The sequence below is a fragment of the Polaribacter gochangensis genome (assembly GCF_046224025.1).
In the GTDB taxonomy this organism is placed as follows: Bacteria; Bacteroidota; Bacteroidia; order Flavobacteriales; family Flavobacteriaceae; genus Polaribacter; species Polaribacter gochangensis.
In genome coordinates, this window is record NZ_JBJXRF010000001.1 from 635,795 (window position 1) to 658,226 (window position 22,432).

The following is a 22,432-nucleotide window of genomic DNA, read 5'->3' on the forward strand; positions in this document are numbered from 1 at the left end:
TTTAAATGTTTTTCTCAAAACACAAACTATTTACAACACCTTCGTATTGTCCGTAATTGATGTTCATTCGTTTGTAATTGCATTTTTGATATAATTTTACCGCTTCAACTTGACGTTCTCCAGTTTCTAAAATACACTTTTTATATCCTAATTCTTTTGCCCAATTTTCTAATTCGTTCAAAATTTTAGGTGCAATTCCCAAACCTCTTTGTTTCGCATCTACAAACATTCTTTTTACCTCAACAGTTTCAGCATCAAAATGTTTGATTGCGCCACAACCAACAGGAATAGCATCTACATAAACCACAGCAACATGTTTAATCACATCAATATGGTTATACTGATTGTAAAAATCATGATCTTCTCCATCTGTAATTTTTAGGTATGCATCAAGCTCTTTTATCAGGTTGATAAAATCTTTGTTTTGCGAATTTGTTCTTGTAATTTTTATGTTCATATTCTCGTTCTATTCTGTCATTGCGAGGTACGAAGCAATCTCATTATTTCTTGGCAGATTACTTCGTCATGCTTCCTCGCAATGACGCTATGCGTCTCAAAAATCAAATTTTAATTGCACGAATACTGGTGCTGTTTTTTCAGTGTTTAAATTTCCGAAAGATAATCCTAATAATCGAACCGAATTTTTTAACTTTTCTTGATATAATAATTCTTTTACAACCGGAAAAAACTCCTCTTTTTTTTGCATAAAAGACCCAACTGTTTTGCTTCTTGTTTGCTGTGTAAAATCGCTATATTTTATCTTTAACGTGATGGTTTTTCCTTTGGTATTTGATTTCAACATTCGTCGTTCTAGTTCTTTTGCTATGTTGTCTAATCGCTCTAACACAAAAACTTCTGAAGAAATATTTTCATTAAATGTGCGTTCTGCAGCAATTGATTTTTGAACGCGATTTACTTTCACTTCGCTATTGTGAATTCCCCTTACAATATGATAATAGCGCCCGCCAGATTTACCAAACAATGTTACCAATTCTTCTTTTGTTTTTCGTTTTAAATCAAATCCGTTGAAAATTCCGTGATTGTGCATTTTTGCTGCGGTAACTTTTCCAATTCCATAAAACTTGTTGATCGATAATTCTTCTAAAAACGAAATGACCTCTTCTGGGTTTACTGTTTTTTGTCCGTTTGGTTTGTTGATATCTGAAGCTACTTTTGCAATAAATTTATTGATAGAAATTCCTGCAGAAGCTCGTAATTCTAATTCGTCCCAAATACGTTGTCTAATTTCTTGAGCGATTAAACTTGCAGACGGATTTCCTTTTTTGTTTTCGGTAACATCTAGATACGCTTCATCTAAAGAAAGTGGTTCTACCAAATCTGTGTAATCATAAAAAATAGCTCTAATTTTTGCTGAGATTTCTTTATATCGAGCAAAACGAGGTGGAACAAATAGTAAATGTGGGCATTTTTGTTTTGCCAACACGCCGCTCATTGCAGATCTTACTCCAAATTTTCTAGCTTCATAACTTGCCGCAGAAACCACTCCACGAATTTCATTTCCGCCAACCGCCAACGGTTTTCCTCTTAAATCTGGATTATCCAATTGTTCTACCGACGCATAAAATGCATCCATATCAACATGAATAATTTTTCTAAAAGGCGGCTCAAGTTCCATTAATAATTTTCAGAAAAAGCTGTTAGTACTTTTACGGTCTTTTCTCCATCTTTTTTATCTACAAAAATATGATCGTGGTAAAAACCTGCAATCACATTGCTGCTGATGTTGTATTTCGCTAATTCGTTAGAGAATGCAGCTGTTAATCCAACAGCGTCCAGCGCTGAGTGCACTTTTAATGTAATCCAAGAGGCAACATATTGATACGATAAACCCAATTCTTCTGCTTTTGTTTTTTCCAACACTAAGGTAATTCCTTCTTTTTCTTTAAATTCAAAAATAGTCGCTGACCGTGGAATTGCATCAACATTAGAAACAGTCACAAAAACGAAATCTCCACTATTTTGTATTGGTTTCATTTTTTTAATCAGTATTCTTAGGTTTTTCTCTCCGCTCATTTTAAAAAAATAATACTTTTTTCAACAACTTTCTTTAATTCTTCGGATAAATTTTCTTTTTCCCATGGATGAGAAGTGTTAAAAACATGGTTCGAATTTTCAATAATTTCTATTTGATTTTTTGAATTCCAAGAATATAGGTTTTTTGCTTCATCTATAAAAACAGAGGTATCCTTATCTCCATGAATAATTAAATATGGAATTCTTAAATTTTCAACAGCTCTCTTTATGGTTAATCGTTCTTCGTTTTGTTTAAAATCTTCATAAAACTGATAAAAATGTGGCATTTGTTGTTTTGTTCTTCCATTTTCAACATATTTTACGTCGTCTTTTTTCCATTGTTCTAAGTCACCAGAAGTGGCTGTTCTTTTGGCAAAATCGCAAACTCCAGCCAAAGAAATCACCTTAGAAATCCTTGCATCTTCTTCCGATTTTATCGTTACAATTCCGCCCGCTCTACTATGTCCAATTAATGAAATATTGTTTACATCAACTTCATTTTGATACTCATTAGTTGAAGAAATCCAATCAACAACTGTTTCTAAATCATCTAATTCTTTGGTGTAATTATTATTTCCGAATGCCTCTAAGTCTGGAAAATCAATGGGTTGATTTATCGTTCCGCCATTGTGAGAAAAATTGAATTTAACAAAGAAAAATCCCGCTTCAGCAAAAGCTTTTGCCATCACATTCCATGCGCCCCAATCTTTAAACCCTTTGTAACCATGGCAAAAAATAACAACTGGTTTTTGTTGATTTGTTTCTTCATAAAAAACATCAACCAAAATGGGTTTATTGTGTTTTCCTTCAAGAACTAAATTATTAATTACCTTCATCATCTATCAATTTAAAACAACAGTTTTTATCAACATAAAAACAGCGACTAATCCTGTTATAATGCTTAATATCAAACTAATATCTTTTGTTAATTTACCTGTTTTCTTCTGAATACTCTTTGCAAATTTTCCATATAAAAACAAAATACAAAAAGTACCAATTGTAGATCCAATGATAAAAAAAGCAACCGGAAACCTATCGAAACTCATCAAATTAAACATCTCTAAAGTTGCTATTATTCCGCAAAAAAAAGGAATAGCAAACATGTTTAGTAAAGACAGCAAAACACCTGATAGAAACGAATTCCCTTTCCTATCTTTACTTGCTTTTACCTTTTTACTTTTAGATTGTTTGAAAAAATAAATTGTCAGTATAAAAAAAATAACAACTCCTGCTTTTTCCAAACTTTCTAAAAAACTGGGGTTTTCATAAATGTATTTCGTAAATAAAACAGCAATATATGCTTGTATAAAAACAACTAAAGAAACACCTAGCGAATAATAATTAGCTTCATTTTTATTCTTTTCTAGGCTAATTTTTAACGTAGTCATATTTAACATACTGGGTGTTATAGAACCTATAAACGAGGAAAGAAAACCGAAAAGAAAGTGCAAAAGAATACTCATAATTTATAAAGTTTGATTGCTCGATTATATTGCCAAAGATTGCGTTTAATTTTGTGAAAACAAAAAACGCATCAAAATTTGATGCGTTTTTTATAAAATATAGTGTCGGTTTTTAAACCACTCCTTGATCTAACATTGCGTCAGCAACTTTTACAAAACCAGCAACATTTGCTCCTTTTACGTAATCTACATAACCATCAGCCTGCGTTCCATACTCAACACAAGAAGCGTGAATATCGTTCATAATTTGATGTAATTTTGCATCAACTTCTTCTCTTGTCCAGTTAAAACGTAAAGAGTTTTGGCTCATTTCTAAACCAGAAGTTGCAACTCCACCAGCATTTGATGCTTTTCCTGGAGCAAATAAAATATTCGCAGCTTGAAATGCTTCAATCGCTTCTGGTGTAGAAGGCATGTTTGCTCCTTCAGAAACACAAATACATCCGTTTGCTAATAATATTTTTGCTTCTTCTCCATTCAATTCATTTTGAGTTGCACAAGGTAAAGCAACATCACAAGATACAGACCAAGGTCTTTCTCCTGCAAAGAATTTTGCATTTGGATATTTCTCTACATATTCGTTGATTCTACCTCTACGAACATTTTTAATTTCCATAATGTGTGCTAATTTCTCAGCATCTATTCCGTCTGCATCATAAATATATCCAGAAGAATCTGACATGGTAACTACTTTTGCACCTAACTCAGTTGCTTTTTCAGTTGCGTATTGTGCGACATTACCAGATCCAGAAACAACTACTGTTTTTCCTTCAAAAGAATCTCCTTTTGTTTTTAACATATTTTGTGCAAAATACACATTTCCGTATCCTGTTGCTTCTGGTCTAATTAAAGAGCCACCCCAAGATGCTCCTTTTCCGGTTAAAACTCCAACAAACTCGTTACGTAACTTTTTATATTGACCGAACATAAATCCGATTTCTCTTCCTCCAACTCCAATATCTCCAGCAGGAACATCTGTGTTTGCTCCGATATGACGAAATAATTCTGACATAAAAGATTGACAAAACGCCATTACTTCTCTGTCTGATTTTCCTTTTGGATTAAAATCTGAACCTCCTTTTCCACCACCCATTGGTAACGTTGTTAAAGAGTTTTTAAATACTTGCTCAAATCCTAAGAATTTTAAAATTGATAAATTTACTGATGGATGAAAACGTAAACCTCCTTTATAAGGTCCAATTGCTGAATTAAACTCAACTCTATATCCTCTATTTACTTGTATTTCTCCATTATCATCAACCCAAGGAACTCTAAATAAGATTGTCCTTTCTGGTTCTACCATTCTTTCTAACAGTTTTTTCCCTTGATATTTAGGGTTCTTTTCTATAAATGGAATTACAGTTTCTGCAACTTCATGTACAGCTTGTAAAAATTCTGGTTCGTTAGAATTACGTTCTTTTACGTAATTCATAAAGGCATTTATTTTAGATTCCATAGGTTTTAAATCTATTTTAATTTGAAATTTAATTAATTTATAGGGGCAAATATAACTCTTTTTCAAATCTTTAAATTTAAAACTGAATTTTATTTTGCTTATATTGAACTCTTTCTCTTTGCTGTGTTTTGTTTCGTTTAAAAATCATAAATTTGCAACCTACTTATTTAAAAAAAGAAAATGTTAGATAAAGTAAAAGAACTGATTGGTGATGTAAAAGCTTTTAAGGCTACTTCTAAAGAAGAGGTTGAAGCTTTCAGAATAAAATATTTAGGAAGCAAAGGTTTGTTAAAGGGTTTGTTTGCCGAATTTAAAAATGTAGACGCAACGATGCGTAAGGATTTTGGTCAAGCGTTAAACACACTTAAAAAATCTGCTGAAGAAAAAGTAGCTGAATTAAACGAAAACCTAGATAACTCATCTGAAGAAAAAAATATTTATGGCGATTTATCTCGTCCTTCAGAGCCAATAGAATTAGGTTCTCGTCATCCAATATCATTGGTAAGAAACCAAATTATTGAAGTGTTTAACCGAATTGGTTTTACCGTTTCTGAAGGTCCAGAAATTGAAGATGATTGGCATAATTTTACCGCATTAAACTTGCCAGAATATCACCCAGCAAGAGACATGCAGGATACTTTTTTTATTGAACAAAATCCAGATATTTTATTAAGAACACATACTTCTTCCGTGCAAGTTCGCTACATGGAAAACAATACGCCGCCAATAAGAACAATTTCTCCGGGAAGAGTTTTTAGAAATGAAGATATTTCTGCGCGTGCACATTGTATTTTTCACCAAGTAGAAGGCTTGTATATAGATACTGATGTTTCATTTGCCGATTTAAAACAAACACTTTTATACTTTACAAAAGAAATGTTCGGTAAATCTAAGATTCGTTTACGTCCTTCTTATTTTCCATTTACAGAGCCAAGTGCAGAAGTAGATATTTATTGGGGATTAGAAACAGAAACTGATTACAGAATTACAAAAGGAACAGGTTGGTTAGAAATTATGGGTTGCGGAATGGTAGATCCAAATGTCTTAAAAAACGCAAATATTGATCCAACAGTATATTCTGGTTATGCATTCGGAATGGGAATTGAACGTATTGCCATGTTGTTATATCAAATTCCTGATATTAGAATGTTTTACGAAAATGATAAGCGTTTCTTAGAGCAGTTTAAGTCGGTGATTTAGCCTGAATTTATTTTAGGTTCTCATAAACATTTTTAAATTAGTGTCTCTAAAAGATACTGAAATAAGTTCAGCACAAGTGAAAAAAGACATTCAAATTCCAGAAGTTACTGATGTAGAAATCGCTGTTGTTTATGAGTTCAACAATGAATATAAAACCGATGATTGGAATATTTACATCATCAACAAAAAAAAGGTTGATTTAGAACTGGTTGTTATTGTTTCTCAAGGATTTAACGAGACAAAAGCTACATCAATATTGAGAAAAAAACTCGATAAATTACCCGCAAACTCTTTTGCTAAAGTGGAGTTTATTCAACCAGAATTATTCAAACTTCACAACCGTTTTCACGTAACTTTTTTTGAAGGAAATACTTTACATGAAAAAACGTTTCTCTTTCAAAAAGACACCGTTAAAGAAGGTGCTTTACGCATGATTCCTGAGTTGAAAAAACGTGGAATTTTAGCTGAATAATTATCCCAAAAATCCAAGCGCTAAATACAACAGCGTAGTAATTACACCACCAACTAAAGCATACGGCATTTGTGTTTTTACGTGATCTATATGATCACTCGCAGAAGCCATGGATGAAATTATGGAAGTATCTGAAATTGGCGAACAATGATCTCCAAAAATTCCACCACCCAACGTTGCTGCAACAATTAACGGAATTTCTGCTCCATGAATGTTTGCCATTGGAATTGAAATTGCCATCATAATTGCAAATGTTCCCCAAGAAGTTCCTGTAGAAAACGCAATAAACGAACTAATTACAAAAACAACTGCTGGCAATAATTCTGGCGACAACCATTCTTTAGTTGCATTGGCCACATAAACACCTGTTTCTAACGCTTTACAAGCATCACCAATTGCAAAAGCCAATAACATTAACAACGCTAATGGCATTAATTCGCTAATTCCTTTTAATGTTAAATCTACCGCTTCTTTTGGTTTCATAATTCCTTGAATAAAATACATAACCATTGCCACTATTAAAGAAGTAATTACTGCGTATAAAACTGAAGAAGAACCTGATCCATTCCCAATTGCTTGTGATGCGTGATCTAAAAAAGAAGTAGATGTTTTTACTGCGGCCCAACCTGTATATATTAAGTTGATTGGCATCATAAAAACCATTACTGCTAACGGAACAATCATATTATATGCTTTTGCTTCGATTCCTTCTTTTGGAGGAAAAGAAGTTACTGCATCAGAAACCATTGGTGTAGAACCTTCGTTCATCAATAAACCTGTGTCTTTGGTTCTTTTTTCGGCCTTTTTCATGGCGCCCCAATCTTTCTTTGTAAAAATGATAATGAACACAATTGCAATGGCTAAAAGCGGATAAAAGTTGTATTTAATTGAGCTCATCATCACAGAAAAAGGTTTGTCGATTCCTTGTGTTAATAATAACCCCATGATAAATGCACCCCAGGCATTAAACGGAATTAAAATGGATGATGGCGCAGAACTAGAATCTGCAATATATGCTAGTTTTTCTCTTGGAATTTTTAATTTATCAAAAATTGGACGGTATAAAGTTCCGACAGTTAATGAACTTATACTTGTTTCTACAAACAATAATAAACCCGTTACGGTTGCTAAAAGCTGTACCATAACTCTACTATAACCTGCTTGTTTTTTTTCAACTTTTACAATCAGTTTATTTAAAATGTTGATAAACCCTTCTACACCTCTAGAAAATTGAATAAAAATTAATAAAGCTCCAACCAATGCACTAAACATAATGGTTCTTGTGTTCCCTTCGGATTTAAAAACATTGACCAATCCTTCAATCATTGCTAAGGTTCCATCCAAAGGATTCCAGCCTTTAATAATCAACCAGGAAAACCAAATTCCGAATATTAAAGCGATATACACTTGTTTTGTTCTTAATGCTAAAATAATTGCAACAATTGGCGGTACTACCGACAAGAAACCATAATCCATAAAAGAAAGTTTTTATTTTTTTTTAAAGATACTAATTAAAACAAAATCTAAGTTCTTTTGAAGTTTATTCCTATTTTTATTCTCTAATTCTAAAATATGTCAAAATTTTATACATCAATTACAAAACGACTGCAAGGTTTTATTGAAAAACAGCAGTTGTTTTTTGTTGCAACAGCACCAACAAATGGTAGAATAAATTTATCGCCTAAAGGAATGGATTCTTTTAGAGTTGTAAACGAAAACAAGGTTTTGTGGTTAAATGTGACTGGAAGCGGAAACGAAACAGCTGCACATTTGCAAGAAAATAATAGAATTACAATTATGTTTTGCTCTTTTAAAGGTGCGCCAAATATTTTGCGTTTGTACGGAAAAGGGAAAGAAATTAAACCAAACGATGCTGATTGGAACGAAGTAATTTCTTTGTTTCCGAAAACTCCAGGAACACGTCAAATTTTTGAGATTGATATTGAAAGCGCCCAAACTTCTTGCGGAATGTCGATTCCGTTTTTTGAATATAAAGGCGAGCGAGACGAACTAAATAATTGGGCTTCTGAAAAAGGAGCAGCAGGAATTAAAGAGTATTGGAAAGAAAAAAACCAAACCAGTATTGATGGTTTGCCAACAAATCTTTTAAACTAATTTATCTATAATTACAACGTTTTAACTTTCTTAATTCTAGTGTTTTCAAACTCGTCTAAAGAAATTTCTAAAAAGCTTCTTTGTGGTCTATTTTGATAGTTTTTAGTTTTTGTTCCTCCAACAATATACAATTTATCATTTCTATATTGGATTTGCGAAAAGAACAATTCTAAATCAATTCTGAATTCTTTTAGCTCTTTTGTTATTGTATTATATGTTACTATTAAATCTTTCTCAAAAAGGTAAATGGTGTTTTTATTTTTAGTAATTGCTGGTTTTTCCATTGCGGTAAACAACTCTCCTTCTTTTTCCCATTTACCAGTAATTAGATTAAAACTTTCTATTTCTGTTAGGTTTCTATTTTCGTTTCCACCAAATAAATACAGCTTTTTTTCAACAATTATTCCGCTTGTTTCTTTTCCTTTAGACATTGTAGTTAATAAGTACCAATAGCCTGTTTTAAAATCATAAAGGTGAATTTTATCAGTATATTTTTTAAGTAAATTCTCTTGTAATTTTATTGATCCCCCAATAACAAGTAGTTTATCTTCAAAAACCAAAGCTTCAAAATTTACTCCTTGATGTGGATTCATTTCATCAATTGAAATTGAATCATTTTTAATATTTAAAACCTCAATTTGAGGCATTAACATTTCTTTCATTTTACTTAAAGTAAGTTGTTTGCCGCCAAGTAAATACACTTCATCTTTGTACGCAACGGCTTTATGATAAGCTCTCGCTTTTAGTTTTAAAGAACTTGTTTGCCAAGTTTTACTTTTAAAATCATAGAAAAACACTTTTTCTCTATATTTATAAAAATTACTTGGTTTGTTTTTTGTTAAAAACGCCATTATACTTCCACCACTACTATCCGTTAATTCGCTTAACCCTTTTTGATTAGAAAACTGAACATCAGAAGCATCGCCACCAAATGTATATAATTTATCATCTATTAAAACAGCTCCAAAAGAGTGAATTGTTTTAGGTAATTCTGGAAGTTTTGTATACTGAATGTACTTCTTTAATTCTCTTTTTGATGTGATGGTAACCTCTGCTAATTTTTGATTTTTTTCAGTAAGATAAATAGTGAGATCTTTTCTGTTTTTTAATTGGATAAATTTACTGTGGTATTGAATATGTGTAGCTTCTAAATAAGTAGATGTAATTCCAGAAATTGTTGCAAGTCCGTCAACATTCGTTAAAAAAATTGCTTTTCCAAATTTAAGATGCGCCTCTGCAATTGGTAAGTTTGTTTCACTATCTAATACTTTTACAACAAAAGTTTGACAGTAAATTAACGAGGTTGCAAAACTTAATAAAAAAACTAAAATAATTTTTTTCATAGTAAGCTATTTTTTATTGTGTTGAATTTTCATGTGCTTCTAAATCTTTAGTTAAGTCTAATTTTCTTAACGTAGGGTTCACAAAACCTGTTGTTACTACAGTAATTAAAGTCATGGTTCCCCCAAAGACAACTGCTGTAACCGTTCCCATTAATCTTGCTGTTAATCCGCTTTCAAAAGCACCTAACTCATTAGAGGAACCTACAAACATTGAGTTTACAGAAGCAACTCTTCCTCTCATATTATCTGGCGTTTTTAATTGTAAAATTGTTTGCCTGATAACCATCGAAATTCCGTCTGTTACACCACTAAAGAATAATGCAATAATTGAAATCCAAAAAACGGAAGACAACCCGAATACGATAATACAAAGTCCAAATCCAAAAATAGCTGCTAATAATTTCATTCCTGCATTTTTACTGATTGGAATATATGCAGTGATCAACATGGTTAAAAACGCGCCAACTGCAGGAGCTGCTCGTAATGCTCCAAATCCCTCAGGTCCAACTTTTAAAATATCTTGAGCGTAGATTGGTAATAATGCGATGGCGCCACCAAAAAGAACAGAAATCATGTCTAAAGTAATGGCTCCTAAAATTGCTTTTGTTTTATAAACAAACTGAATTCCTTCTTTTAAACTTTGAAAAATAGGTTCGCCAATCTTCGGATTTAATATTGGTTTCTTTTTGATTAAAAACACCAAAAAGAAAGAAAGTAAAACTAAGAAAAAGACAATACTTAAAGACCAGTGTACACCAATCCAAGCAATTGTAAATCCTGCAAAAGCAGGTCCTAAAACCGATGCCATTTGCCAAGTAGAACTGCTCCAAGTTGCTGCATTTGGATAGAGTTTTTTAGGAACAATTAATGCAATTAAAGAAAAAATTGTTGGGCCGAAAAAAGAACGTAAAAATCCGCCAAAAAATACCAATGCATAGATTGAAAACAATACTGTTTTTTGCGACCAATCTTCTACAAAGCTGGGCAAGGTTAAGAAAAACAACCCTAAACTAATCAATGAAAAAGCAGCAGTACAAATTGCAAGTAAATTTCGTTTTTCTTTTTGATCTACAATATGACCTGCAAAAAGCGCCATAGAAACCGCAGGAATCACTTCCATTAAGCCAATAATTCCTAATGATAATGGATCTTTGGTGATGCTATAAACTTGCCATTCTATAATAATAAATTGCATTGACCATGCAAAAACCAGCGCAAAACGAACCAATAAAAAAATATTGAATTCTTTTATTCGCAATGCAGCATAAGGATCTTTTTTTGTTTTTTTCAAAGCTTTAATTTAATTTTAAATCCATTAAAATAGCAAAGGTTTCATTAACGTCTTTTTCTTTAACCACAATTGTCATTTCGTGGGTTGTAGAAATTATTTCTTGAAGCGGAATATTGGCCCAAGCTAATTGTTTTAAAATAAAATAATAAATTCCTGATTGATCTAAATTATCCTTTGGTAATTTAATAGTTATAGAAGCTAAATCTAACACATTATGGATTAATGTTTCTTTGTTAAAAATATCTTCTACGTATTTTTTTAAATTTTTACTAATTACAATATTGCTTTCAAAAATACCTTGAGAAACTGTTAAAAAATAATCGTTATCATCTGAAGCTTTGCTTAGTAATTTTGCTATTTCTTTTAATAAAGAAGGAGTATTTTTAAAGGTAAAATCACACAAGTCTGATCGAACGATAAAATCTCCTAGATTGGCAGCGAGCTTTTTTATGTTCTTTCTGATTCGTAATTCGTTTGCTGGTGATAAGCGATTTATGGCCATCATTACAGCACCAATTTTTATTTCTTTTTTTAATAATTCTGTAACTTCTGGCAATATTATTCTTGCTAAAGACGAAACATTAATTAATTTTTCGTTCAACGCTTCTTCTATAAAAGGCGTTTTACGAATGGTGCTCTCTACTGCTTCTTGGATTGTTTTCATTTCTGTTTAATTTTAAACACAGTGTTATAATATGTAAAAATATTAAATAAAATTGTTACTGCTTGTATTTCGTTGTTTTTTTGTGCAAAAATGAATAAAATGATTGTTTTAAAATTTGGAGGCACTTCTGTTGGGAGCTCAGAAAACATTAAAAAAGTAGTTGAAATTATTACAGCTTGTAAAACTCAAAAAATTGTTGTTTTATCAGCTGTTTCTGGTACAACAAACTCTTTATTGGCTATTTCTAAAGCAATCAAAAATAAGCAATTAAAAGAGTCTTTAGAATTAATAAAACGTTTAGAAAATGAGTATCTGGATTTAATAAGTGACCTTTTTATTTCAAAGCAATATAAAAACAAAGCACTTTCATTTCTATTCGGAAAGTTTCATTTTCTTAGAAATTTATCAAGTACTGATTTAAATTTAGAAAACACAATTGTTGCACAAGGAGAAATTTTATCTACCAATTTAGTTTCGATGTATTTAGAAGAGTCAAATATTTCCTCTTCATTAATTTCTGCACTCGCCTTTATGGAAGTTCATAAAAACAATGAACCAAATACTTCAAAAATAAAAGCGCAATTAACCGCAATACTAAATCAAAATCCAACAGAAAAACTTTGGATTACTCAAGGTTTTATCTGTAAAGATAACGCAGAAGAAATTTCAAATTTACAACGTGGTGGAAGCGATTATACAGCTTCGTTAATTGGAGCAGCAATTGGTGCTGAAGAAATTCAGATTTGGACAGATATTGATGGAATGCATAATAATGATCCGCGTTTTGTAGAAAATACTTTTTCTTTAGAAGAAATTTCTTTTGATGAAGCTGCTGAGTTAGCCTATTTCGGAGCAAAAATTTTACATCCACAGAGTTTAATTCCCGCAAAAGAAAACAATATTCCTGTCTTGTTAAAAAACACATTTAGCCCGTTTTCTAAAGGAACCATCATTAAAAATAAATCAGCAAATAGTGGTTTTACTGCAATTGCGGCAAAAGACGGAATTACAGCGATTAAAATAAAATCGTATAGAATGTTAATGGCGTATGGTTTCTTAAAAAAAGTTTTTGAAGTTTTTGAAAACAACAAAACAGCAATTGATATGATTACAACATCTGAAGTTGCAATTTCTTTAACTGTCGATGATATTTCTTATCTTTCGGAAATAATTTCGGAACTAGAACCATTTGGTAAAATAAATGTGGATTCTGATTTAAGTATAATTTGTGTTGCTGGTGATTTTTCCCAGAAAAAAGAAGGAATTAGTGCATTGGTTTTTAATGCATTAAAAAATATTCCTGTTAGAATGATTTCTTACGGAGGAAGTGATTATAACATTTCGCTTTTGGTAAAAACAACCGATAAAATAGCAGCATTAAACTTGTTAAATAACGAATTATTTAAAGAAAAATATTTGTTGTCGGAAGCAATCGGGACGTTTGAATGCTAAATTAAAAACGTAAATTTTTATTCAGTTATTAAATGTAACAAACAACTAATTCAACTTATGTGTTAGTTTTTCAAACTGATCTTTTGCTTCTTTTCCGTTATATAAAACATTATAAACGGCATCAATAATAGGAGTTTTTGCGTTATTTTTTTGATTGATTTCAAAAGCACTTTTTGTAGCATAATATCCTTCTGCAACCATACTCATTTCCATTTGCGCAGATTTTACAGTATATCCTTTTCCAATCATGTTTCCAAACATTCTGTTTCTACTAAAAGTAGAATATCCTGTTACTAACAAATCGCCTAAATAAGCAGAATTATTTATGTTTCGCTTCATTTTATGAACTTTTTTAATAAAGCGTTTCATTTCTCTAATGGCATTGCTCATTAACACCGACTGAAAATTATCTCCATATCCTAAACCATGCGCAATTCCGGCAGCAATTGCATAAATGTTTTTTAGCATTGCCGCATATTCTGTACCAATAATATCGTCAGAAATCTTCGTTTTTATATAACTACTCGCAATAAATTTACTTAACATGATGGCTTTTTCTTGGTCTAAACACGCCAATGTTAAATACGATAAACGTTCCATTGCGACTTCTTCTGCATGACAAGGACCTGTTATTACCCCAATATTTTCTAAAGGAATGTTATAGGTTTTATGAAAATGTTCACCAATAATTAATCCTGTTTCTGGAACAATTCCTTTAATGGCAGAAAATATTGTTTTTCCTTCTAAAGAAACTGTAATTTTTTCTAGTTCTGTTTTTAAAAAAGCAGACGGAATTACAAATATTAAAACATCATAATTACTTACAAAATAATTTATATCGTTAGATATGTCTAATTTTTCTGGTATTAGTTCAGCAGAACTTAAATAATTTGGATTATTATGGAATTTCTTAATGTGTTCAATTGCAGAAACATTGCGCATATACCAACCAACATTTTCTAAATTTTCGGTTAACATTTTAACAATTGCTGTTGCCCAACTTCCACCGCCAAAAACTGCTATTTTAGGATTTGAATTCATATTTACATTAATTATAGTGGTCAAATGTAATAAAACAAAGTTCTATCGCACAAACCTTGCGTTAATTATTATATTTGTACAAGACTTTTTCTTTTGAGTAACTTAAAACGCTTTTTTAAAGACACCATAATTTATGGTATTGCGGCTGTTTTGCCAAGAGCTATAAATATCTTTTTGGTAAAACTACACACCTCAACATTAGAGGCTGATAAATACGCAGTAAACACAGATTATTACGTCTATGCAGCTTATTTTAACGCATTACTCACGTACGGAATGGAAACGGCTTTTTTTCGTTTTTTTTCCAAAGAGAAAGACAAGGGAAAAATTGTTTCAACTTCTTTTATTAGTTTGCTGATTACAAGCTTATTGTTTTTAATTGCAATGTTGTTTTTTAGTACAGCTATTTCTGATTTCTTCGGATTTAAAAACCCGTTATTTTTTAAATTATTAGTTTGGACAATTACTTTAGATACTTTTATTGTAATTCCGTACGCATATTTACGTGTTGCAAACAAACCGATGCGTTTTACCATTTATAAGATCTTAAATATTTTAATTTTTGCACTGTTAAATGTGTTCTTTTTATGGTTTGTTCCGTATGCGATAAAACATCAAATTAGTTTGCCAAATTTTATCGTAGAATATTACCATTCGTACCCAAAAGTGATGCATATTTTTGTTGCAGGAACGGTTGCAAGTGCCACTACATTTTTACTTTTATTTCCGATTGTTTTTAAGTTTAAAACCGATTTTGATTTTCAGCTTTTAAAGAAAATGTTACGGTACAGTTTGCCAATAATGGTGGGAAGTTTGGCTTTTGTAACCAATGAAAATTTAGACAAATTATTGTTGGGTGATTTAATTGGAGAATCTCAAATGGGAATTTATGCGGCTTGTTATAAATTAGGGGTTTTTATGACCTTGTATATTATGGCTTTTCGATTAGGAGCAGAACCCTTTTTCTTTAATCAAGCGGGTAAAAAAAACGCCAAAGAAACCTATGCTAAAATACTCACTTGGTTTACCATATTAGGTGCGTTATTTATGGTAATCGTTGTAGTTTTTATTGATGTTTTTGCCCATATTTTATTAGGAAAACCAGAATATTTTGAAGCCTTACAAATTGTACCAATCATTTTATTAGCAAACTTATTTTTAGGAATTTACAACAACTTATCTATTTGGTACAAACTAACAGATAAAACAAAATTCGGAATGTATTTTTCTGTTTTAGGAGCAATTATTACTATCATCTTTAATGTTTTAATGATTCCTAGAATTGGATTTATGGCTTCTGCTTGGGCAACCTTAATTACCTACGGATTTATGATGATACTATCTTATTTTGTTGGTAAAAAACATTATCCGGTTCCGTATCAATTAAAAAAAGTTGGATTTTATGTGCTTTTCGCAACAGCTTTATGTTGGGCTTCATTTAGTTTGTTTAGAGGGAATATTTGGTTTTCAATTTCAACAATTTTTAGTTACTTTGGGCTTGTCTTTTTGATAGAAAAATCAACCATAAAACAATTTTTGAAACGCTAAATTATGAACGTACAAATTATCAATACATCAAAACACCAAACACCAACATACGAAACCGAAGGTTCTGCAGGAATGGATTTGCGTGCAAATATTGAAGAAGCTATCACACTAAAACCTTTAGAAAGAACTATTGTAAAAACAGGTTTATTTATCGCTTTACCAATTGGTTTTGAAGCGCAAGTTAGACCAAGAAGTGGTTTGGCTGCTAAAAAAGGAATTACAGTATTGAATTCTCCTGGAACTGTTGATGCAGATTATCGTGGGGAAATTGGTGTAATTTTAGTGAATTTATCAAACGAAGATTTTGTTATTAATGATGGAGAGCGAATAGCACAATTGGTCATTGCAAAACACGAACGTGTAAACTGGCAAGAAGTTGACGTTTTAAACGAAACAGAACGTGGTGCTGGCGGATTCGGAAGTACAGGAATGTAAAAATTAATATCAATTAAAATAGTAGAATTATGATTTTAGGAGTATCAGAATGGTTAAGTGGTAAATTAGGATGGAAAGTACAAAACATAAGAATTGCTTTTGTTGTATGTGTTTTATTCGCGGGTTTTGGTATTGGTTTGTATTTAATTTTGTGGCTCGTAAAAATGTTTTCTAAATAGAAAACTACTCAATATTTTTATATAATTGACTCATTTTACGAACGTCATCATGTAATAAGTCAAAGTTTAAAAATTCGTGTGAATGGTATTTAAATCCGCGTTTTTTATAAAACTCAAAAGCTTGTGGTTGCTTATTCATTGCATCTAACCAAATCACTTTATAGTTCTTTTCTCTTGCTTTTTCTTCCAACCAAAAAAGGAGTTTTTTTCCAATTCCGTTTCCTTGGGTTTTTGGATGGATGTAAATACGATGCAATTTAACCTGCTTTTCCGCTGTTAAGCCATCTAGTTTTTTATCCCAAACAATTCTAAAATTTCCAACAACTTCATTCTTAAATAGGATGAAATAATAATCGCTTTTTACTTCTAACAAATCTTTTAAAACAGCAGATTTTGAATATTGAGAAGCCACATACCAACTTCCATAATCTTTCCAAAAATGAGAATATGCTGGTGGATAAATTTCTTTCATTAAAGAAAACAACAATTTACAATCTGTGTTTTGTATAAGTTGTAAAGAAATTTGAGGTGTAACTTGTATCATGATGTAAATGTAAAAAAGCTATTTCGAATAATTGAAATAGCTTTTTAAATAAGTAGAACTTTTAAAAATACTTACTCTTGATTATTTATAGCGTCTTTAATTTTAGCTTCTAATTCTTCTGCTAATTCTGGATTGTCTTTTATCAATCCTTTAACAGCATCTCTACCTTGACCTAATTTTGTTTCTCCGTAACTAAACCAAGAACCACTTTTCTTTACAATTCCTAATTCTACTCCAATATCTAAAATTTCTCCAACTTTAGAAATTCCTTGTCCGTACATAATATCAAATTCTGCAATTTGAAACGGCGGTGCAACTTTGTTCTTCACTACTTTTACTTTGGTACTGTTTCCAATCACACGATCGCCATCTTTAAGTTGAGTTCTTCGACGAATATCTAAACGAACAGAAGCGTAAAATTTTAATGCATTTCCACCAGTTGTTGTTTCTGGATTACCGAACATCACGCCAATTTTTTCTCTTAATTGGTTGATAAAAATTACCGTACATTTTGTTTTAGAAATGGTTCCTGTTAGTTTACGTAATGCTTGCGACATTAAACGAGCGTGTAACCCCATTTTAGAGTCACCCATTTCGCCTTCAATTTCTGATTTAGGAGTTAACGCAGCAACAGAATCAATCACAACTATATCAATAGCTCCAGAGCTAATTAAATTATCTGCAATTTCTAATGCTTGCTCACCATAATCTGGTTGAGATATAATTAAATTCTCGATATCTACACCTAAATTTTCTGCGTAATAACGGTCAAAAGCATGTTCAGCATCAATAAATGCTGCTATTCCGCCTGCTTTTTGTGCTTCTGCAATTGCATGAAGCGTTAACGTTGTTTTACCAGAAGATTCTGGTCCGTAAATTTCTATCACTCTTCCTCTTGGATATCCACCAACGCCTAATGCTAAATCTAATCCTAAAGATCCTGAAGAAATCGCTTCAATATCTTCTACTTTACTATCGCCCATTTTCATTACAGCTCCTTTTCCATAAGCCTTATCCATCTTATCTAAGGTTAGTTGTAATGCTTTTAATTTTGCTGTTTTTTCTTTATCTGCTGACATATCTTTTTGCTATAAATTTTTTTAAAAATAAGAACGACTAAGTTAATAAAATAAGAATGTTATAACTAAATGTTTTTTATTTATTTTTGATAAAAATAACAACTCTTATGTTTAAAAAAATATTGCTACTTGTTTTTTGTTTTATTTCTTTTTTTTCCATAAGTCAAAACCCTTTTTCTTTAACGAAGAGTACTTCTTTTGGGTTAAATCAATTTTCCAATAGAGATGATGCCTATATTTCTATTGTTGATAATGATAAAAATATTATTCTTGTTGGAACGACAGAAAGAGACTCAACCCTTACTGATATTTTAGTTACAAAATTAGATCAAAATCATCAACTAGTGTGGCAAAAAAGACACTCTGTGCCAACTGATTTATCTTACGATATTCCCTTAAAAGCTTTTATAAGTTCTACTAATGATGTTATTATTTTTGGAAGTAGTGGTTTTAAAAATTCTGTTTACAGAGGCCTTCTTTTTTACATTAAATATAATAAAGATGGTGATGAGGTTTACAGTAAAACAATTGGTAGTACAGATGGTTCTGATTATAAAAGCTTTGTTTATTTTGATGTAAAATTAAATAATGATGATACTTTTAATGTAATTTATGCTCCTTTTATTAACTATCAAAATGATACTAATGAATATCGCTTTTTAAAAATTAATACTAATGGCAATACAACAAAACTCTTTAATAAAACGATTATAAACAATGGAATTAGTGGAAAGGTATTAGAAGATAAATTTTATTTTATTCTTAAAAAATATAATAACCCTGACAATGAAAATGAAGGGTTCTTACATTATTTCTTAAATATTGATGATAAAGGTAATGAAAAGTATACCACGTTAGATAACCGAAATTTTCATGATTATTTTATTAACACAAACCTAACTGAGAACTTAAAAATAAATATTGATGTTAATCAGAACATCTATTTAACTGCTCAAAATTTACATTATAATGATACTAAAGAAAAAATTAATATAACATTAATAGGTGCAGATAATTTATTTAAATACAATTTCTCAACATCTTCTGAAAACAATTATTTTTTAATTGGGTCATTTATTAACTCATTAAATAAATTAATTTTAATTGTTAATAGCTTAACTAACAATAGCTTGTTGTTTTTATCTATTGATGAAAACAGCACGTTAATAAAGGAAAAAGAAATTACTTCTTTGAAAGCTATCGATTATAAATTAAATAAAGATGGTACGTTTTTTATCACCACTAGTAATTCTAATATTAGATTATTTTCTGATACGTTAAATGAAATTAATTCTTTTAATAACTCTGATACTTACAATTTGGTGGATTTTTCTAAAATTGATGATAACACCATCATTTCTTTTGGGGTTGAAGAAAAAAAAACATATTCAGATTCTAAATTTACTGCAGATTTGAATCTAGTAGCAGAAAAAATTAATAAAACAAACATCCTGAACAGATATACTTTTTCTGGAGAAGGAACTTCTGCTAGTTTTCAACATATAATTGAAGTAGATAACAATAATGATTATATTGTTTTATCTAGAGAGTACCTGTCTCCTAAGTGTGCTTTTAATAATTGTGGTGGATCTCCAACTGGAGATAGAATAATTAAATATAATTCTAATTTAATAAAGTTATGGGAGTTTGATTTAACAGGTCAAGTAAATAATATCACTTCAAATTATAATGGGGAAAATTTGAAAATCGACTCTAGTAATAATATTTATTTAAACCTAGAAAATAAAGAAAGAAACAAAGGTTATTTATACAAAATTTCTTCTGACGGAAAATTAGTTTATAAAAAAGAAAGTATTAAATCAAAGGAGGTTATAATTAATGAAAATAGTAATAAAATATATTTATTGACTGATGGTATTTCATATACTGACACATCAACATGGGAAACATTTAATTGGTCTGAATTATGGATTCTTAATTTAAAGAATGGTGATTTTATTAAAAAAAAGAAATTTGAAAATAAATATTTTTTTAATCATATTATTTATAATGATTACTTATTTGTTTTTTTATCTAAAGGTCATTATTATGAAAATCATACTTTAAGTCTTTTTAAAGAAGATTTGTTTGTTTTTGAACGTTTAATTGATTTAAAATATGATGCGGGTATAAATCCTTATTCTTCTATTGTCAAAAATGATGGAACTCTTATTTTTAGTAGTTATTCATCAAGTGATTTTTCTCAAAGAAAACTCCATAAATTAACTTTAGATAATAATTATTCTTTTACTCAAATAAATGAACAATTAAATAAATTATTAAGCTTTAATGATAAAATTTACTCCATAGATAAAGGAGGTTATATAAACTTTTATGATGAAAACTTTAAATTAATAAAAAAAGGCGACTTTAAGTACAATGATTGTTGTAGTGGTTTTGATTTTTCTTTAGTAAATAATACTTTTTTTATACAGTGGTCAAACCCTAATGGTAATAATTCAGCTTTTTTAAATGAAAATTTAGATGTTGTTAGTGAATTTTCATTTAAAAATTTATTCGAAAAAAACTATAAATTTGATAAAGATAATAATTTAGTAAGTTTAAGTACTTTGGGTAATGGTTTTGAGTTTTCATACTCTTGGACACGTGGATTATTGTCAATATATATATATAATTCAACTTTAAATTTAGAAGACATTAACTTCTTTAATAATAAAGAAATAATAAAAGTTTTTCCTAATCCAACATCTAATATTTTTACAATTGACCTAATTAATAATTCTATTAAGAAAATTGAATTATACTCTATTAATGGTCAACTTTTAAATACTTATTTTAAAAATAAAATTAATTTAGAAAACTTTATTTCTGGATTATATTTACTCAAAGTATTTACAGAAAAAGGAACTATAATAAACTCTAAAATTCTTAAACAATAACTTTTGAAAACTCACCAACATTTTATACTTCACAAACCTTATGGATACTTGTCCCAGTTTATCAATAATCAAACAAAAAGAAAGAAAAAAATGTTGGGAGAATTGTATGATTTTCCTAAAGGAACCATGGCAATTGGACGATTGGATGTAAACTCTGAAGGTTTGTTATTATTAACAACAGACGGAAAAGTAAGCGAACATATTAGAAGTAAAAAAGTAGAAAAAGAATATTATGTTCAAGTTGATGGAAGCATCACTCAAAAAGAAATAGAAATCTTAAAAAAAGGTGTAGAAATTAGTATTGAAGGAAAAAATTATACAACAAATCCGTGTAAAGCATCTATTATTTCACCGCCAGACTTTCCGAATAGAACTCAAAAAATTCGTGATGAAAGACACGGACCAACAAGTTGGATTTCAATTACAATAAACGAAGGTAAATTTAGGCAGGTGAGAAAAATGACAGCGGCAGTTGGTTTTCCTACTTTACGTTTAATAAGAGTTAGAATTGGCGCTATAAAACTAGGCGATTTAAAAGTTGGTGACGTTAAAGAAATAGACAATTTAATAAAAAAAGAGAAGTAAAATTACTTCTCTTTTTTTAGTCTACTGTTTTTAAAACTCAAATCCTAAATACACTTGTAAAACTCTATTTTTTGGTTTGTCTTGATCATAAATATCACTTTGACCAATATGGTACCTTGCTCCTAAACTTACTCCTTCATCACTTTTAAAACCTGCTCCAAGGTTTACACCCCAATCAAAGTTGCTTGGCTCAAACTCTTTTGAAGTATCATATAAAACAAAACCAGAATCAAAAGTTTCTTTGTGTGAAATAGAAAAACCTATTTGTGGCCCAGCTTCTATAAAGAAACTATTTGCAGGATATAATTTTAACATCAAAGGAATGTTTATATAATCTAACTTTTGAGTATACGTTCCGTTGTTATCCATAATTTTATAACCTTGCTTTGAGTATAAAATTTCTGGTTGAATAGAAAAATGTTTACCAATATAAGATTCTACATAAAAACCTAGATGATATCCATGTAATTGTGCTGTTTCTGATGTTCCATCAAAACTTACAGAAGATAAATTATAACCTCCTTTTATACCTGCTGTCGATGTGTTTTTTCGGTCTTGCGCGTTTAATGAAATAATCGTCATAATCATTAACACTATTGTTGTATACGTTGTTTTCATTTTTATTGATTTT

At 30.3% G+C, this 22,432-nt stretch carries 23 protein-coding genes; 9 read left to right on the forward strand and 14 right to left on the reverse strand.

The annotated features are described in order from the left end of the window. Position 1: 1 nt before the first annotated feature. The 6 genes from ACEWL1_RS02960 to gdhA all read right to left on the reverse strand — a co-directional run bounded on the left by ACEWL1_RS02960 (position 2) and on the right by gdhA (position 4,953). Positions 2 to 457 (reverse strand): GNAT family N-acetyltransferase, encoded by a 456-nt coding sequence (locus tag ACEWL1_RS02960; protein WP_409231790.1) that lies wholly within the window; start codon positions 455 to 457, stop codon positions 2 to 4. A gap of 96 nt (positions 458 to 553) precedes the next feature. Next, positions 554 to 1,636 carry a DNA polymerase IV gene (gene dinB, locus ACEWL1_RS02965; RefSeq protein ID WP_409231791.1) on the reverse strand — a complete coding sequence of 361 codons (1,083 nt, stop codon included), beginning with the start codon at positions 1,634 to 1,636 and terminating at the stop codon, positions 554 to 556. Beyond that, positions 1,636 to 2,034, reverse strand: a complete 399-nt coding sequence (locus ACEWL1_RS02970) for an ACT domain-containing protein (protein WP_409231792.1) — start codon at positions 2,032 to 2,034, stop codon at positions 1,636 to 1,638. Before ACEWL1_RS02970 ends, dinB begins: the two co-directional genes overlap by 1 nt. Then, entirely contained in the window at positions 2,031 to 2,870 is an 840-nt protein-coding gene (locus ACEWL1_RS02975) for an alpha/beta hydrolase family protein (RefSeq protein WP_409231793.1), read from the reverse strand. Before ACEWL1_RS02975 ends, ACEWL1_RS02970 begins: the two co-directional genes overlap by 4 nt. Positions 2,871 to 2,876: 6 nt before the next feature. Next, on the reverse strand, positions 2,877 to 3,497 hold the full coding sequence (locus ACEWL1_RS02980; RefSeq protein ID WP_409231794.1) for a LysE family transporter: 621 nt from the start codon (positions 3,495 to 3,497) through the stop codon (positions 2,877 to 2,879). A 112-nt stretch (positions 3,498 to 3,609) separates the two neighbouring features. Next, positions 3,610 to 4,953 (reverse strand): NADP-specific glutamate dehydrogenase, encoded by a 1,344-nt coding sequence (gene gdhA / locus ACEWL1_RS02985; protein WP_409231795.1) that lies wholly within the window; start codon positions 4,951 to 4,953, stop codon positions 3,610 to 3,612. Between the two features lie 180 nt (positions 4,954 to 5,133). Here gdhA and pheS point away from each other — a divergent pair, with 180 nt between their 5' ends. Together pheS and ACEWL1_RS02995 are read left to right on the forward strand one after the other, a co-directional pair. Continuing rightward, positions 5,134 to 6,153 (forward strand): phenylalanine--tRNA ligase subunit alpha, encoded by a 1,020-nt coding sequence (pheS, locus tag ACEWL1_RS02990; protein WP_409231796.1) that lies wholly within the window; start codon positions 5,134 to 5,136, stop codon positions 6,151 to 6,153. A gap of 76 nt (positions 6,154 to 6,229) precedes the next feature. Next, complete coding sequence (locus tag ACEWL1_RS02995) at positions 6,230 to 6,625, forward strand: hypothetical protein (RefSeq protein ID WP_409232258.1); 396 nt, start codon at positions 6,230 to 6,232, stop codon at positions 6,623 to 6,625. Here ACEWL1_RS02995 and ACEWL1_RS03000 read toward each other — a convergent pair whose 3' ends face one another. Then, on the reverse strand, positions 6,626 to 8,101 hold the full coding sequence (locus tag ACEWL1_RS03000; protein ID WP_409231797.1) for a Na+/H+ antiporter NhaC family protein: 1,476 nt from the start codon (positions 8,099 to 8,101) through the stop codon (positions 6,626 to 6,628). It abuts the gene before it with no gap. A 96-nt stretch (positions 8,102 to 8,197) separates the two neighbouring features. Between ACEWL1_RS03000 and ACEWL1_RS03005 the strand changes: the two genes are divergently transcribed. Then, entirely contained in the window at positions 8,198 to 8,740 is a 543-nt protein-coding gene (locus ACEWL1_RS03005) for a pyridoxamine 5'-phosphate oxidase family protein (RefSeq protein ID WP_409231798.1), read from the forward strand. Positions 8,741 to 8,751: 11 nt separating this feature from the next. On the opposite strand, the gene ACEWL1_RS03010 is transcribed toward ACEWL1_RS03005, so the two are convergent. From ACEWL1_RS03010 to ACEWL1_RS03020, 3 genes are read right to left on the reverse strand one after another with little or no spacing between them, the layout of a single operon-like run. After that, a complete protein-coding gene (locus ACEWL1_RS03010; RefSeq protein WP_409231799.1) occupies positions 8,752 to 10,083 on the reverse strand; it encodes a Kelch repeat-containing protein in 1,332 nt (443 codons plus the stop codon). 13 nt (positions 10,084 to 10,096) lie between these two features. Next, entirely contained in the window at positions 10,097 to 11,374 is a 1,278-nt protein-coding gene (locus tag ACEWL1_RS03015; RefSeq protein ID WP_409231800.1) for an MFS transporter, read from the reverse strand. A 4-nt stretch (positions 11,375 to 11,378) separates the two neighbouring features. Further along, positions 11,379 to 12,038, reverse strand: coding sequence for a hypothetical protein (locus ACEWL1_RS03020; RefSeq protein ID WP_409231801.1), 660 nt, complete (start codon positions 12,036 to 12,038; stop codon positions 11,379 to 11,381). 99 nt (positions 12,039 to 12,137) lie between these two features. Between ACEWL1_RS03020 and ACEWL1_RS03025 the strand changes: the two genes are divergently transcribed. After that, the gene (locus tag ACEWL1_RS03025; protein WP_409231802.1) at positions 12,138 to 13,490 is read left to right on the forward strand and encodes an aspartate kinase; all 1,353 of its coding nucleotides are present in this window, start codon (positions 12,138 to 12,140) and stop codon (positions 13,488 to 13,490) included. A gap of 45 nt (positions 13,491 to 13,535) precedes the next feature. On the opposite strand, the gene ACEWL1_RS03030 is transcribed toward ACEWL1_RS03025, so the two are convergent. Next, positions 13,536 to 14,531: an NAD(P)H-dependent glycerol-3-phosphate dehydrogenase gene (locus ACEWL1_RS03030; RefSeq protein WP_409231803.1), complete on the reverse strand. Its 996-nt coding sequence runs from the start codon at positions 14,529 to 14,531 to the stop codon at positions 13,536 to 13,538. A gap of 93 nt (positions 14,532 to 14,624) precedes the next feature. Here ACEWL1_RS03030 and ACEWL1_RS03035 point away from each other — a divergent pair, with 93 nt between their 5' ends. Genes ACEWL1_RS03035 through ACEWL1_RS03045 form a run of 3 tightly spaced genes read left to right on the forward strand, consistent with a single transcriptional unit; the run spans position 14,625 to position 16,693 of the window. Then, a complete protein-coding gene (locus ACEWL1_RS03035) occupies positions 14,625 to 16,079 on the forward strand; it encodes an MATE family efflux transporter (protein WP_409231804.1) in 1,455 nt (484 codons plus the stop codon). 3 nt (positions 16,080 to 16,082) lie between these two features. Further along, the gene (gene dut / locus ACEWL1_RS03040) at positions 16,083 to 16,514 is read left to right on the forward strand and encodes a dUTP diphosphatase (RefSeq protein ID WP_409231805.1); all 432 of its coding nucleotides are present in this window, start codon (positions 16,083 to 16,085) and stop codon (positions 16,512 to 16,514) included. Positions 16,515 to 16,543: 29 nt separating this feature from the next. Then, complete coding sequence (locus ACEWL1_RS03045; RefSeq protein WP_347173088.1) at positions 16,544 to 16,693, forward strand: PspC domain-containing protein; 150 nt, start codon at positions 16,544 to 16,546, stop codon at positions 16,691 to 16,693. A 4-nt stretch (positions 16,694 to 16,697) separates the two neighbouring features. Here the strand turns inward: ACEWL1_RS03045 and ACEWL1_RS03050 are convergent, their stop codons facing one another. Beyond that, the gene (locus ACEWL1_RS03050) at positions 16,698 to 17,237 is read right to left on the reverse strand and encodes a GNAT family N-acetyltransferase (RefSeq protein WP_409231806.1); all 540 of its coding nucleotides are present in this window, start codon (positions 17,235 to 17,237) and stop codon (positions 16,698 to 16,700) included. Positions 17,238 to 17,308: 71 nt separating this feature from the next. After that, positions 17,309 to 18,316, reverse strand: coding sequence for a recombinase RecA (gene recA / locus ACEWL1_RS03055; protein WP_409231807.1), 1,008 nt, complete (start codon positions 18,314 to 18,316; stop codon positions 17,309 to 17,311). Between the two features lie 107 nt (positions 18,317 to 18,423). On the opposite strand from recA, the gene ACEWL1_RS03060 reads away from it, so the two are divergent. Both ACEWL1_RS03060 and ACEWL1_RS03065 read left to right on the forward strand, forming a co-directional pair. Further along, positions 18,424 to 21,216: a T9SS type A sorting domain-containing protein gene (locus tag ACEWL1_RS03060; protein WP_409231808.1), complete on the forward strand. Its 2,793-nt coding sequence runs from the start codon at positions 18,424 to 18,426 to the stop codon at positions 21,214 to 21,216. 3 nt (positions 21,217 to 21,219) lie between these two features. Next, on the forward strand, positions 21,220 to 21,801 hold the full coding sequence (locus tag ACEWL1_RS03065; RefSeq protein WP_409231809.1) for a pseudouridine synthase: 582 nt from the start codon (positions 21,220 to 21,222) through the stop codon (positions 21,799 to 21,801). Positions 21,802 to 21,831: 30 nt separating this feature from the next. Here the strand turns inward: ACEWL1_RS03065 and ACEWL1_RS03070 are convergent, their stop codons facing one another. After that, a complete protein-coding gene (locus tag ACEWL1_RS03070; protein WP_409231810.1) occupies positions 21,832 to 22,419 on the reverse strand; it encodes a porin family protein in 588 nt (195 codons plus the stop codon). Positions 22,420 to 22,432 lie beyond the last annotated feature (13 nt).